Here is a 14,141-nt window from a genome sequence, read left to right as displayed (position 1 = left end):
TATGCGGACGAACATCATGCTATGCTTCTTGAGCGACGTCAAACTCGTTCGGGAGACGGGTGCAATATCCGTTGCAGACTACCAGAACATCGGCGAAAAAAAGAAATGCCATACGACAAATGAATCTGCCGTTCGCTATCTTCTTAGCGGAGCGCATGAGCCCGCAGACCGGCTGTCACGCCTCTTTCTCGTGCGGACGAACAAGGTGGCGGGGGCTATTCAAGGCTATAACGCCACGCATGACTGGGAGCAGACGCATTATGACTACTTCCTGCACCGGATATCGGATATCGTGCCGCACGCGGAGCAGATCGCTGAGGCGATTGACTTTGACGAGAATGAGCCGATAGAGGAAAATACGAACGTGCTCATCGACGTCGCCTCCCATGTGCGCCGCTATGCAAAGGCCGTCAGAAAGGATCATCCCGACACAGAGATTATCCTCCACGTTGACGTTACGGGTGGGCTGCGCAATGCCTCCATGATCCTCGTCGCGCTCATGCGGCTGCTCCAATATGAGAACATCCGCATCGGCAAAGTCCTCTACTCCGATTACAACAAAAAACGAGTCGAGGAGGTCAACCCGCTCTATTCCTTCTTCGACCTCGTCGCAGGGGCGGAGGAGTTCGTCCGCCACGGAGAAGTCACAGTGATGAACCGTTTCTTTGAGCAGCGCGAAAAAAGTCAGGCACTCAGAGCACTGCTTGCGTCAATGCGTAAATTCGCCGAGGAGCTAAAACTCTGCCACTATGGCGATCTGCGCGATGCGATTGTGGAACTTCAGCGGTCGATCACAGCATTTTCATCCGCCGCGACAGGCAATGCAACGGCGGAAGCAAAACAGAGTGATGAACTCATGCATCAGATGCTCGGGCGCATCGAGGAGGACTATGCGAAGATCCTGAAGGAGGAACTTGACGACATCGCGCTCATCCGCTGGTGTATTGCACATGACCTCCTCCAGCAGGCGATGACGCTCGTTACCGAACGCGTCCCGGAGGCACTCGTAGCGTCCGGCTTTCTATCACTATCGTCCGAGGAGGTGCAGGCGCTATTTGAATGCAAGCTGGAAGAGGACTCCATGCATCGGAACAGAGGGGTCTTTCTGGTCACTGAATTCAAGTGCAAAAATATGAAGAACTTTCAAAAAGCGAGAAATGAATGGCGAGAAAAACGACAACGGTTCTTTAAGGAATTTCGGCAGGAAGTGACGGAGGATAAAATTAACGAGTTTGTTGATGGGAGACTCTCGGATCGTTTCGAGGTTCGTCTGAAAGATGCGGAGACGCTGCGCGCCTTCCTCCTGTGGCTGAACCGTATGCGCAGCCCTGAGAAGTGCAGTTTACAGCATACAGAACATGGCCGTATGTATCTGGAACAGATCAAACCGATATACATAGACGCCACGAAGGGAGACTGGGATGCTTTGCTTGCCAATAAAGATAATTTCGTTGTAGCAAAGCTCATTAGAATCTTGGGCAGCCAAGACAGTAAATGTCCATTCCTTGACATTGAGTGGAAACCGGGGGCATGTCGGCTGTATGAGGCAGGAATCGAGCCGAGGGATAAAAATCTCGCAGAGGATATTCTCGACAAGTATTTTGTCATCAAAGATGAGCGCAACCATACCAATCATGCGCGCGCGGAGAAGGGGCGTATGGCGGTGGACAGCCTCAAGAACATCATGGAGAAGATCCTAACAGACACCGAGATCGCGTGCCGCATGGCAAAGGAGCAGGCATGACGGAATTTATCAACCATACCAACCACCCCTCCTCGCGTTGGGAGGATGGGCAGAGACAGGCCGCAGAGGCGTATGGAACCATTGTCGATCTTCCCTTCCCGCGCATCCCCGCCGACTGGGACGCGCAGGCGGTACACCGTCTGGCAGAGGAAAACGCGCAGGAGATTCTCGCGCGAAAACCGATGGCGGTGCTTGTGCAGGGCGAGTTTACCTATACCTTTGCACTCGTATCCCTGCTAAAAGACGCAGGGATTGCCGTCCTCTCCGCGTGCAGCGAACGCCTTGTACGCGAGCGCACGGATGAGAACGGGGAGATTGTACGCGAGTCACGCTTTCTATTTCGCCGCTTCCGCGCCTACTGATTGCAGGCACCCCTCTGCATAGAGTACCTGCGCCCTTAGGAGGAAAATATGTTAGGCATCCTTGTCCTCCGCCTGCGCACGGAGCGCGGCGGACACTACTCCATGTTCCCCGGCAAGCTGCTGCACGGAGCGCTCTTTCGCTGCATCGCTACATACGATGCGGCGTTCGCGAGCGAGCTTCATGCACGGAAGATGAAACCCTTCACCATCGGATTTTTTCGGCGCACTGGCAGAAGTGCCACAGCCGTCCTCCGCGCACAGGAGCTCAACGAACCGCACTACGCAGAGGGGGAGGAACTGCTGCTGCGGCTGACGGCACTCGACGAGAACGTACTTGCGGCACTCCTTCGGATTCCGCTCGGAACAGTGCTGGAGGCAGGGCAGCTCTCCTTCATCGTCGAGGAAATCCTTGCCGACGGACGGGAAAACACGGGTGTCATCGCGGAGGAGGAACTGATCGCTGCGGCACTTTCGGCGGAGGATGCACAGAAAATACGCGTTTCATTCCGCTCGCCGACCGTCTTTCGCGTGGACAAGGACGACTGTGCCGTCCCACGTCCCGCGCTCATCTTCGCCTCCCTCGCGGACAAGTGGACATGGCAGGGGCTTCCCTTTGCCGTGGACAAAGACATCGTGCGCATGGTCGCGGCGAAACTCATACCGCTGGACTGGCGGGGCGCGGGTGTCAGGATTCGTCAGAGTGAGCGCAAAACGATGCCGGGGTTCACAGGGACGTTTGCGTTCAGCATAGGACGACTCTCCCCAGAGGAACGGGAAATCATCCTCCTGCTCGCGCAGTTCGCCCCGTTCTGTGGCGTAGGTCGCCTGACCGCACAGGGCTTTGGGGAGACCATCGTGGCACTCGGATAAAAATAAGGATTGTCTTATAGAATTGCTATCAAAGATGAAGGGAAAAAGAGTAGAAATGCCGAAATAGAATGTATTCTATATTGAGGAGGTCGAGCTATGCAGTACAAGGCAATACTCTTTGATACGCGCTCCATACAGAAGTACATCTTCTCGAGCAATCAGCTCAAGACAAACATCGGAGCGTCCTATCTTGTGGAGGCTGTCTTCGAGAAGATACTTCTTCCGGCAGTGCGTGAAATCCTAGGGGCGGATACACTGGATGACATGTCGTGGAAGCGGCCGGAGGACACCGATTGGTCGTCCATGACGGCAGCAGCGCGTGTGGGCTACATCGGCGGCGGCAAGGCATTGCTTCTCTTTGCGGAGCATGTGGACGACGACATCCTGAGCGCCGTCATCGCTGCGTTCACGAAAAAGCTCCTGATCCATGCACCCGGGCTTCATACCGGTGCGGCGACCGGCACCCTCGAACTCGCGGCGGACGGACGCTACATTGGAGCGGAGCGGCTGAACCCTCTCTTCGACCGACTCAAGGAGGGGCAGAACACCGTATTTCCGGCAGTCAACGTACCCTACACCGGGCTGACCCTTGCGTGCAGCGAGACCGGGGAGACGGCAAACGCATGGGTAGGCGGTCGCTTCTGCTCGTGGGAAGTCGCCGCCAAACTGCATCCCACATTCCCGTCGGGAAGTGAAGAGGCGGATGTGCAGCAGGCACTCATGGACAAACTCATGACCGTCTTCACGCCCGAAGAGCAGGAACACTTTATCGGACGCTATGACTTCCCCGTCGAGTTCGCCCGCCTTGGACAGAAAACGCCGAAGAATGATATTGCCGTCGTGCATATCGATGGCAACAACATGGGGCGGAAATTTCAAGGCTGCGAAACACTGACCGCATACATCCGACGTTCGCGTGGCATCCGTCACGATACCCTTGCCGCCTTTGCCGCACTCGTCAAACACATCGTGGAGCATATTGACCGGTACAAGGACAGTCTCGATCTCAGAGACGAGCATGGGCTCTGCACCCTTCCCGTTCGTCCTATCGTTCTGGGCGGCGACGATATGACCTTCGTCTGCGCGGGCAAGGCTGCCGTGGAGTTCTCGGCATTTCTGATGCAGCACCTGATGGAGAAAAACATTGCCTCCTGCGCTGGCATCACCATCGTGAACACCTCATACCCGTTCTTTCGTGCCTACGAGATGGCAGAGGAGCTATGCGGCGCAGCGAAGAACGAGATGCGTGCGCTGGAACGTGCGGCAGGACACGAGGTGGACTCCTGCTGGCTCGACTTTGCCATCCTGCACGGCGAGCAGCCGCCGACACTGGAACAGTTCCGGGCACGGGAGTATCGCGGTGCGCGCGGCGATCTGCACTTTGGCCCGTACCGCGTTGATACGGACGGAGCGGGTGCGACGGATGAGCGGCACATCACCGCACTCCTTGCGGGCGTACGGGGGCTGCGTAGGCTTCCGCGGAACAAGGTCAAGGAACTGCGGCGCGTCCTTGCCTATGGAAAACACGAGCAGCAGCAGTTTATGACACAACTAGGTCATCTGAACCTGCAGCTGCCCGATGTACCTGCGTGGCGTGCCTACGCGGAGAACCTGTGGGAACAGGAGCGCACACCCTATATGGATGCGATTGAACTCATGGACTATGTCATGGATGGGGAGGTGTAGTGATGGCAAAGAACCGGAATAAAGACGGCAAAACAGGGCAGAAAAAAATCAAGTATGGAAAGAAAGAACCAATTGTCCGCCAGAGCACCCGAGAACCAGATGAACCGCAGATACGGCAGGCCGACACCGTAGATCCGTTTGCCATGATGCAGGCACAGCCTGCTGGCCTCGGAGATATCGACCCCGCTGCCCCGATTCGCATCCACATCCGAACATTCTCCCCGCTCCATCTCGGCACAGGCTACGCAGATATCCACGTCGATGCGGACGTGGTACAGGATGATGTCGGACTGCCGTATTTCCCCGCCAAGCGGCTCAAAGGACTGCTCTATGAGAGTGGCTGCGAGGTTGCAGAGATGGCAGAGACGGCGGAACTCGACCTCTTTGACAGGGCGGCGCTCGATACACTCTTTCAGCGCGGACGTGTGGGGCAGGTGCAGCTCATCCTACACAACCTCTATATGGAACAGTACGAGGAGATCCATGCAGATCTCAAGCATCTGGAGGAAAAGTATCCCTCCATCTTTCGTCCGGAAGACGTCCTCGGCGTCTACGCGAACCTGCGCTGGCAAACACGGATCAACCGTGAGACGGGCATAGCAGAGCAGACCACACTGCACAACATGCGCGTCATCGAAAAGGGGGCAGAGTTCAGTGGTGAAATCCGGCTAGTCAACGCAGACATAGAGCATCTGTGCATCCTCGCCCTTGCCGTACGTAACCTCTCGCAGTGCGGCGGAAAACGGACACGCGGATTTGGCAGGATCGGATGTACCCTGCGGCAGAACGGCAAAGACATCGTACCTGCGCTCATAACGAAGGCACTCGGGCGTCAGGGGCGGAAAGGGGGCAGACGCTGATGCAGATGATGAAGGTTCGAATCCGAACAAAAGCACCGATGATCCTCTCCGCACCGGGACATACATCCGTCATGACCGCGACGCAGGACAGCTTCAGCGGCTCCGTACTGCGCGGCATCTTTGCCGCACGCTTCATCAAGGCTGCTGCGCTTGAGAATGCGGCGCATGAGAATGACGACTTCATGCGCCTCTTTTATGGCGGCCTGCGCTTCGTTAATGCCTATCCCGTCGAGCCTCTGACGCAGACGCGCGCAATCCCGCTGCCGCTCTCCGTACAGCGCGCGAAGGACGGCAGTGCGATTTGTGACCTCATGTACGGAGAGGCTCCGCGTGATGGGGGCTTCAAGAGTATACGGGGCTTTGCCGCCGTCTGCGACAAAGGACTGCACCCCGTCGCCGTGCAGAAGGAGATCCGCCTCCACATCAGCCGCAGTGATCTGAATGGCGGCAGCGGCAAGGAACGTCTCGCCGGCAGGAGCATGGACGGCGGCATATACAACTACGAAGCGATTGCGCAGGGGCAGAGCTTTGAGGGACTGATCTGCGGCGCAGAGGAAGAGCTACGCCTTCTCTGCGGCACCATCGGCACAGAGACATTCTCTTGCTGTGCAGGACGCTCCAAATATACACAGTATGGACAATGCGAGATCACCGTGACGCCGGCAGAGGATATACTCCCGCCGCCCATCCCGACCGAGGAACGCTTCTGCCTCCGATGCGAGACACCCTTCCTGCCGCATAGAGCCGTGCCGGGGGATGCACGCTCCATGCTCGACGAAGTCGTCGACGCGCTCAATGCAGGGACAGATGGCGGCTTCCTACTGGCAGAGGAACAGCGCAGCATCTATGCGCAGGCGGAGGACATTGACAACTTTGTCGGCGTATGGGGAATGCGCCGCCCACGCGAGACGGCGCTCAGCGCGGGAACCGTGTTTGCCGTCCGAAAAACAGGCGGCTGGCAGCCCTGTGACATGGAGGCGGTGAACGCCATCCTGTGCAGCGGCGTTGGGCGCCGCACAGAGGAGGGGTTCGGACAGCTGCGCATCTGGGACGGCAGGGGGCTCTGCTGCATCGCGCAGGACCCGCCCACACCCGAAGCACGCGAGCTCTGCACAGAGAGCAGACGCATCGCAGAGCAGATCATCCTCGCCCACATCATCGAACAGATCCGCGTGCTGGCGGCAGAGGATGCAGGGCGCGCCCGCAGGACATTCCCGCCCGATGCATCTCATGCATTTGCACGACTAGACAGTGCTCTCGGCATACGCCCGCAGGGCGCATGTGAGCGTATACGGCAGATCGTATTGGACACAAAAAAAGAGATGCCGCTCGGCAAAATGCTGGAGAACGTCAGGGTCGAAGGGCGTCCCCTCCGATCCTACCTCGGAGAGATCATACACGAGGAAATGCCCTATGCTGCACGGGAGCGACAGAACGTCACCGCAGATCAAGACCTCATCGACGCAGGAAAAGAAATCGGCGTATGGGGCGGCACGGCGGCACTCCTGAAGCAGGAAGAAGTGTTTTACGCATACTGGCACACATTCTTCCGCTTTGCAAGAAAAACGGCAGGAAAGCCGGAGAAGGGGGGCGAAAGCGCATGAATACGAACGTGAACCCAGCGCAAATACTGGGACGCATTACCGTGCGGGGGAGACTGCACCTTGCGGCGCCGCTGCTCATCGGCGAAGGAGAAAGCGGGGAGGACCGGAACGATCGAGACATCCACGTCCTGCGCAGCAAGGACGGCGTACCGTTCATCCCCGGCACATCGCTGGCAGGAGCGCTGCGCAGCTTCATCGAAGCAGACACCCCATGTGCGGCAGACATCCTGTTCGGCACAATGCACCGCACCGGTGGGGAGAGCGTATGCGACGAGCGTCAGAGCGCTGTCTCCCTCTATGACGTAGAGCTCAACGATGCAGTGATCGGATCCCGTGACGGCGTCCACATCGACGACGTGACAGGGACGGCAATCGACGCACATAAATACGACTACGAAATCGTCGAGAGCGGGGCAGGCGGCCCGTTCTATGCCGAGATCCTCCTGCGCCGCGTCCATCAGAAAGACGAGCACATGCTGAAAGAAACTCTTCTCCGCCTGAGTGAACTCCTGCGCGGTGGCTTTCATGTCGGTGCGCTCACCACCAAGGGATTTGGACGCATGCAGCTGCGGGATATGGTCGTGGACTGCTATGACTTCCGCAGGACAGAGGACGCCATCGCGTGGCTCTCGCCCCAGCGGGGAAATGCTGCTTGGCACATGGCGTATGACGATACGGCGCAGGCAGAACCGCCGCCTGCAAAGGGGGACTTCGTCATCACAGCGGACTTTGCACTCACCGGCGCACTGATCGTGCGTGACAGTGTGGATCCACTAGCGGCGGCGGACGCTGAGAAAAGCCCTGACGCCCGCATGAAGACGAATGCTGCAGGGCAGAACATCATCCCCGGCACAAGTCTCAAGGGCGTCCTGCGCCATCGCGCCGCATACATCCTATACGCATTGGGAAAAGAACAGACACAGGCAGAGGCAGAGGCCTTCATCGACCGCCTCATGGGGACGACGGCCGCCCGCGGTCGCTTCATCGTCGAGGAAACCGTCGTCGACGCCGAGATGCACACACAGATGCGCAGCCGCATCGACCGCTTTACAGGCGGGACAATCCCCTCCGCACTCTTTTCTACCGCGCCGGTATGGCGGGAGAAAGACGGGGGTCGCTCCGTCACCCTCCGCTTCGGCGTGCGGCAGGCAAATGAGCAGGAGGCAGGGCTTTGCGTCCTCCTCCTCAAGGACCTCTGGCTGGGGCGTACGGCAATCGGCGGGGAGAAATCCATCGGCCGCGGCACACTGGAGGGACTGCACGCCGTCATCCATTACCGAGGGCGCTGTTACGAGCTCACGCAGGGACAAAGCTTTGCGGCGGACACTGTGCAGACACTGCAGGGATATGTGACCGCACTGTGCGAGGAGGATGCGACATGAGCAAGGAGAAGAAACAGAAAATGCGCTGCATTTGTGCGGGAAAAAGCGCAGTAGAGACCGTCGACATCCCTGCCTCAGCGGAAAAACTTTCTCGCGAACTTACACAACGGAACGTGCAGAAAGCGACCGCCGTACTCTGGCAGGTGAATGAAATACGCTGTGGGACATGGCAGCAGGGCACATTCTCCTTTCCCGATGAGGCGCCACTGAACACGAAACTGCTCATCGAACTCCGCATCTTCAACGAAACGAGCGAACTCCATCTGCAGCGCGAGAACGACCGACTCATCGGACGCTTTCGCACCGACGATGAGGGAGAGGCGGCGGAGTACGTCGACACCCTCGCACGCTTCTGGGGAAGCAGGAGCGACGCCGCGCGGGAAGAGGAGAAACACAGCGCATGGATGACCCTGCGCGACCCCGAGCGTAAACTGGAGCTGACCCTGCCCAAAATGGAGGACAGCACAGAGAATACCGTATATGTCGGACTCGTGACGCGTAGCTACATCGGCATCCATACCACAGGACAGGCGGGGTATGTCGATCATCGGTACTGCCGCATCACAGCGGCGGATATGGAGGAGGAGACCAATGGCTAAGGACTACGATACGGCAACAGCACCGTACAACTTCGTATCTCTGCCGCAGGGCGTACTCACCTCGCCCATCGAAGGGGATGCCATGAGCGATGCGGAGCGCGTCGAGAACTATTGTGCCCATGTTCTTGCAAAGGGACGCCTGAGTGGCCGAATCGATCTAGAGATCAAGACACTGACCCCCGTCTTTATTGGCACAGGCGTCGATGCGGGGGACGCCGTCGAGAACTTTTTCGCGCCGACGGGCATCCCCATCCTTCCGGGCAGCTCACTGCGCGGCATGATCAAAAATCTCTTTAAGATCGTCACCTGCAGCGCCATGCGGGCGGGCGAGGACTATCACGATCAGGTGCTCTACTTCCGTACCATGGCAGAAAAAAAGGACAATATGCGCAAACTCTACACGACGGAGATGGCGACGACCGTTCGGAAGGGGACGAACACCATATCCGAAACCAAGGCAGAGGCGGGCTATCTCGTGCAGCAGACCGGCGACGACGGCTACTATATCTGTCCGGCGGAATTTGACATCATGACCTACGGAGTGGGCAGACAGCCGGAGAATGAAGTCCGCTGGGGCGAACCGGGGAGTGGACGGGCGGACTGTTACACGGGACGGATGCACAAGAAAGGCACCTATACCCGCCATCGTGACCCGGACTGGACGCAGCGCATCCCCGTCCCCGATCACGTCGTGCAGGCATATCGTGAGGACAGCAGCCGCAAGGGCGTCGAACTGCTGGACAAAGAGAAGGGGCATTTTTGTGCAAAAAAGGGGGACGCCGCAGCGTCCTTCACAGGATGGGACGACATCCGATTTGTTGCCCCCTGCTTCTACAAGACAGATGCGCAGGGGGAGATTGCACATTTTGGCTTTGGCAGATTTTATCGCATTGCCTACCACATGAGCATCGGGGATCACGTCCTACGCATGGAGAGTGAACGGATCGACTACACCGATGCCCTCTTCGGACGCCGGGAAGAGCGGGAATGTGCGCGAGTAGGCAGGGAGCAGACGAATCGCCGCAGCGGGTGTAAAGAACTCTGGGCGAGCCGCCTTGCCTTTGCCGACGCCGTGCCAAAAGAGACCCCGCGGACCGAAGCCCCGCACTTCCCGCAGATCCTCAGCGCACCGAAACCCACCGCCGTACAGCTCTACCTCGAACAGAAAAACGGGGCGAATCGGCTCGCCCATTGGGACTCTGCAGGTGTCCCCATTCGCGGCTACAAACTCTACTGGCATCAGAAAAATGGGACAGCTTGGATGAACAGAGAACAGGATGAGCCGAACACACAAACCCAGCGCAAGATCCAACCCGTGGCCGCCGGAAACACATTCTACGGCAGCATCCGCTTCGAGCGCCTGTCCGAGGATGAACTCGGTGCACTGCTCAAGGTGCTCTGCCTATGCGGCGGACGCCTCCTCTGCAAGATTGGCAAGGGGAAATCCATCGGACTTGGCAGCATAGAGATCACCCCGCGGCTATTCCTCACCGATACGGAGGACTCCTACCACAGTGCCTTTGATGGAGAGGGCGGCTGGAATACCGCAGAGCGGGAAACCGAGATGAACGCCTACATACAGGCGTTCGAGAGAGAACTGGATCGTCTCGGTAAAGACGTACGCGCACGCTATGAAAAAGCGCAAAAGGAACTCGTCCACCTCCTCCGATGGGATCACACGAAAGACCCGAAATGGGAGGAGAAAATCGCACAGATGACTATTGGACAAGGGGACAAACGGTTCCAAGGACGCGCGATACTGCCAACAGCACTGGATGTAAAGGAAACACTGATAAAATGAGGTCTGCCAGATTGGCGTAGATTTTTTCGTCCGAACGAGGTGGAAAACCGGACGCAGAGTGGTGCTCTGTGGAGGATTTTCCGCCGAAGTGCGGGCAAAAAAGATGCGTCAAGATGGTTGTACCGAATTTATCAGTGCTTCCTAAAGTAAAGGACGCGGTGGAAGGGGGGCTTGCAGCGACACCGCCGACATAATGCCAAGGGGGTGCTGTACGAAGGTTTTCGCTTTGTGCAGCACCCTCTTTGCATGGGCAAACACTTGTCATTTGGCGTAGTCTCTGCTATGATATAGACGGTGCAGAGAACGAAATGGAACGTCGTGGGGATGTGCCGCAAAGCCGCATAACACCGTCGAGACTTTCCAATTTGCTCATGGGCGTGCTAGGTGCTGATCGCGCAAGGGATTGCGCCGGAGAGAGCAGCTGAATAGGAACAGATATTTCACATATTTTCCGTCAGAACGCTCAAATTTCCGGAGACTTTCCAAAAGGGCTTTTTCCCCCAGGGGGACAAGGGCTGCGAGCGATGAGGCTGCACCACACACAAAGCCGCGTGCGGCATTGAAACTTTCTTTTCATGAGGAAAACCTCCTATTGTCCGCTGCACCACACACAAAGCCATGTGCGGCATGGGCGCCCCTATCGGCTCGCTGCGCTCGCCACTTACTGACCTGTCCGAGAAGAAAGCCCATAGGGCACAGCTGAACGGGAAACAGGTCGTATGGGAAAACGTCCCAAGAACACGAGTAAAACGAAGTGTGAATGGCAGACGTTGACCGCTCTCCCGCATCGGCGGGGGAAGCTAAAATACCGTAGCCCTTCACGCTGCGACGGGACTTTGCAGCAGCCCGCATCCTGCGCATCGGAGCGAGAAGCTGACGTGCCGTAAACGAAAAGCCTCCCCTGCGCGAGCGGGGGAGGGGGACCGCGAAGCGGTGGTGGGGGCGAAAGGGAATAGCCGCGTGCGGCATTGAAACCAGAAGTAAGCAGACATAACCAATCCCTCCTCGTGGTTGCACCACAAACAAAGCCGCGTGCGGCATGAGCGCCCCTATCGGCTCGCTGCGCTCGCCACTTACTGACCTGTCCGAGAAGCAAGCCCATAGGGCACAGCTGAACGGGAAACAGGTCGTATGGGAAAACGTCCCAAGAACACGAGTAAAACGAAGTGTGATTGGCAGACGTTGACCGCTCCCCCGCATCGGCGAGGGAAGCTAAAATACCGTAGCCCTTCGCGCTGCGACGGGACTTTGCAGCAGTCCGCGTCCCGCGCATCGGGGCGAGAAGCCGACATGCCGTAAACGAAAAGCCTCCCCTGCGCGAGCGGGGGAGGGGGACCGCGAAGCGGTGGTGGGGGCGAAAGGAAACATTCGCGTATCGCTTCTTATATAGAAGCGTTTGCACAGAAGCTTCAACATGATCTGTGAGATATCGTTGTCAATATTGTCGGAACGAGCTGCATCGTTCCGGCTTTTTGCTGCGCGAAATTCTTTCCCTCAGAGCGGCAGCCACTTTTTTCATTTCGTGTGATACGGGAAGCAGGTTGAAATGCGAATGCGAATTGTGGTAAAATAGGAAAGTCTAATGACTGGCAGGAGGAATGCGATGCGGATCATCACGGGGAGCGCACGCGGTACGCGCCTGAAATCTCCTGCGGGGGATGGGACGCGCCCGACTGCCGACCGCACGCGTGAGGCACTTTTCAGTATGCTCGGCAGCCGCGTGGTCGATGCGCGCGTGCTCGATCTCTTTGCTGGGACGGGGGCGCTCGCGCTGGAGGCACTCTCGCGTGGAGCGGCGTCCGCCGTGCTCGTCGACCGCACGACGCATGCCATTCTCGCGGAGAATGCGGCACGCACGAAGCTCGCAGGGCGCGCGGAGATCCGCCGCAGTGATGTCTATGCCGCCGCCGCAGAGCTCGCACGTGAGGGACGTACGTTCGACCTCATCTTTGCCGACCCGCCCTATGCGCACGGCGATAATGCCCGCATGTTGGAGGCGGCGGCTCGCGGCGCGCTGCTCGCTGCGGGAGGTCTCCTCGTCCTCGAACAGGGGGCGGGAGAGGAGATCGTTCCGCAGGCGGGGGCACTCCGCATGGTGCGCGAGCGGCGCTGCGGTGCGGCGCGGATCTGTTTTTATGCAGAGGAGGAGCAGGGATGAGACGGGCGGTTTTTGCCGGGAGTTTCGATCCCGTAACGACGGGGCACATTGATATTGTGGAGCGCGCAGCGTCCATGTTCGATGAGCTCATTGTCTGCATTTTCCACAATGTCGCCAAGGAGGGATGTTTCCCTCTGGAGCAGCGCGTCGAGTTTCTCCGCACGGCGACGGCACATGTGCCGAATGTGCGCGTGGATGTGTCCTCCGGCCTGCTGACCGACTATATGCGGCGGGAGGGGGCACACGTCGTGGTGCGCGGCCTGCGCTCGGTGAAGGATTTTGAGTATGAGGAGAATCATGCGGCGATGGTGCGCCACCTCATGCCCGAGAGCGATACGATTTTTTTGCTCACGCGCCCGGATCTGACGTTCATCAGTTCCTCGGGGGTGCGCGAGCTGATCCGCTTCCGTGGGCCGGTGCAGGGGATTGTCCCGCCGCCTGTGGAGCAGGCGATTCTGAAACTGTATGAAAAACCCCGCCGGGGATAACGTGCCGTATGGTGCGCAGGAAAAGGAGCTAGATTTATGGCAGTAACGGATACGCTGAAGAAACTGGAAGACCTCGTTGCGGATGCCTCGCATCTTCCCTTTAGCGATAAGGCACTGGTGAATGATGATGAGATTGTGCATCTCGTGGAGGAGCTGCGCATGGATCTCCCCAAGGAGTTGAACCGTGCGGCGGAGATCATGCAGGAGCAGGAGGGGATCATCGCCCGCGCCAATGAGCAGGCGAAGAATATCGTCAGTGCAGCTGAGGCGCGCGCCAATCAGCTCCTCGAGGAGAGCGAGATCGTCATCCAGGCGAAGGAGCGTGCGCGGGCGATCATGCAGCAGTCGCAGGATCAGGCGCGCGAGCTGATGGAGCAGTCGCAGGCGAATGCCACGCGTTTGCAGAGCGATGCGGATGCCTATGCAAATCAGGTGTTCGAGCAGCTGATCGCCCACGTCGGCAGTACGTTCAAGGGCGTCCAGCAGGCGGAGGCCGGGCTGAATCAGGCGCTCAATGTCCTGCGCACGGCCAAGGCACAGATGAATGCGCCGCAGGGCGACGGACAGGAACTCTGAGCAGCATGAAA

General features: G+C 58.3%; 12 protein-coding genes. All 12 read left to right on the top strand.

Annotation, left to right across the window (positions count from 1 at the left end):
- The first annotated feature begins 1 nt into the window (after position 1).
- Entirely contained in the window at positions 2-1,744 is a 1,743-nt protein-coding gene (locus tag C1713_RS04280) for a TM1812 family CRISPR-associated protein (protein WP_102493132.1), read from the top strand.
- Entirely contained in the window at positions 1,741-2,106 is a 366-nt protein-coding gene (locus C1713_RS04275; protein WP_102493131.1) for a CRISPR-associated protein, read from the top strand. The genes C1713_RS04280 and C1713_RS04275 overlap by 4 nt, the downstream gene beginning before the upstream one ends.
- Positions 2,107-2,154: 48 nt before the next feature.
- Entirely contained in the window at positions 2,155-2,976 is an 822-nt protein-coding gene (gene cas6, locus C1713_RS04270) for a CRISPR system precrRNA processing endoribonuclease RAMP protein Cas6 (protein WP_102493130.1), read from the top strand.
- Positions 2,977-3,072: 96 nt separating this feature from the next.
- Positions 3,073-4,662 (top strand): Cas10/Cmr2 second palm domain-containing protein, encoded by a 1,590-nt coding sequence (locus tag C1713_RS04265; RefSeq protein WP_102493129.1) that lies wholly within the window; start codon positions 3,073-3,075, stop codon positions 4,660-4,662.
- Positions 4,663-4,664: 2 nt separating this feature from the next.
- Positions 4,665-5,522, top strand: a complete 858-nt coding sequence (locus C1713_RS04260; protein ID WP_009442451.1) for an RAMP superfamily CRISPR-associated protein — start codon at positions 4,665-4,667, stop codon at positions 5,520-5,522.
- 5 nt (positions 5,523-5,527) lie between these two features.
- Positions 5,528-7,126, top strand: a complete 1,599-nt coding sequence (locus C1713_RS04255) for a hypothetical protein (RefSeq protein WP_245870966.1) — start codon at positions 5,528-5,530, stop codon at positions 7,124-7,126.
- Positions 7,123-8,508, top strand: a complete 1,386-nt coding sequence (locus C1713_RS04250) for an RAMP superfamily CRISPR-associated protein (RefSeq protein WP_102493128.1) — start codon at positions 7,123-7,125, stop codon at positions 8,506-8,508. The genes C1713_RS04255 and C1713_RS04250 overlap by 4 nt, the downstream gene beginning before the upstream one ends.
- Positions 8,505-9,107, top strand: coding sequence for a type III-D CRISPR-associated protein Csx19 (csx19, locus tag C1713_RS04245; RefSeq protein WP_102493127.1), 603 nt, complete (start codon positions 8,505-8,507; stop codon positions 9,105-9,107). Before C1713_RS04250 ends, csx19 begins: the two co-directional genes overlap by 4 nt.
- Entirely contained in the window at positions 9,100-10,908 is a 1,809-nt protein-coding gene (locus C1713_RS04240) for a TIGR03986 family type III CRISPR-associated RAMP protein (protein WP_102493126.1), read from the top strand. The genes csx19 and C1713_RS04240 overlap by 8 nt, the downstream gene beginning before the upstream one ends.
- A gap of 1,603 nt (positions 10,909-12,511) precedes the next feature.
- Positions 12,512-13,066 carry a 16S rRNA (guanine(966)-N(2))-methyltransferase RsmD gene (gene rsmD, locus C1713_RS04230; protein WP_102493125.1) on the top strand — a complete coding sequence of 185 codons (555 nt, stop codon included), beginning with the start codon at positions 12,512-12,514 and terminating at the stop codon, positions 13,064-13,066.
- Positions 13,063-13,554 (top strand): pantetheine-phosphate adenylyltransferase, encoded by a 492-nt coding sequence (gene coaD / locus C1713_RS04225; protein WP_050341054.1) that lies wholly within the window; start codon positions 13,063-13,065, stop codon positions 13,552-13,554. The genes rsmD and coaD overlap by 4 nt, the downstream gene beginning before the upstream one ends.
- Positions 13,555-13,590: 36 nt before the next feature.
- The gene (locus tag C1713_RS04220) at positions 13,591-14,130 is read left to right on the top strand and encodes a hypothetical protein (protein ID WP_009442443.1); all 540 of its coding nucleotides are present in this window, start codon (positions 13,591-13,593) and stop codon (positions 14,128-14,130) included.
- Positions 14,131-14,141 lie beyond the last annotated feature (11 nt).

Source organism: Centipeda felix (assembly GCF_900186465.1).
GTDB lineage: Bacteria > Bacillota > Negativicutes > Selenomonadales > Selenomonadaceae > Centipeda > Centipeda felix.
The sequence above is the reverse complement of the archived record's forward strand: the minus strand, read 5'-3'. Positions and strand labels throughout refer to the sequence as shown.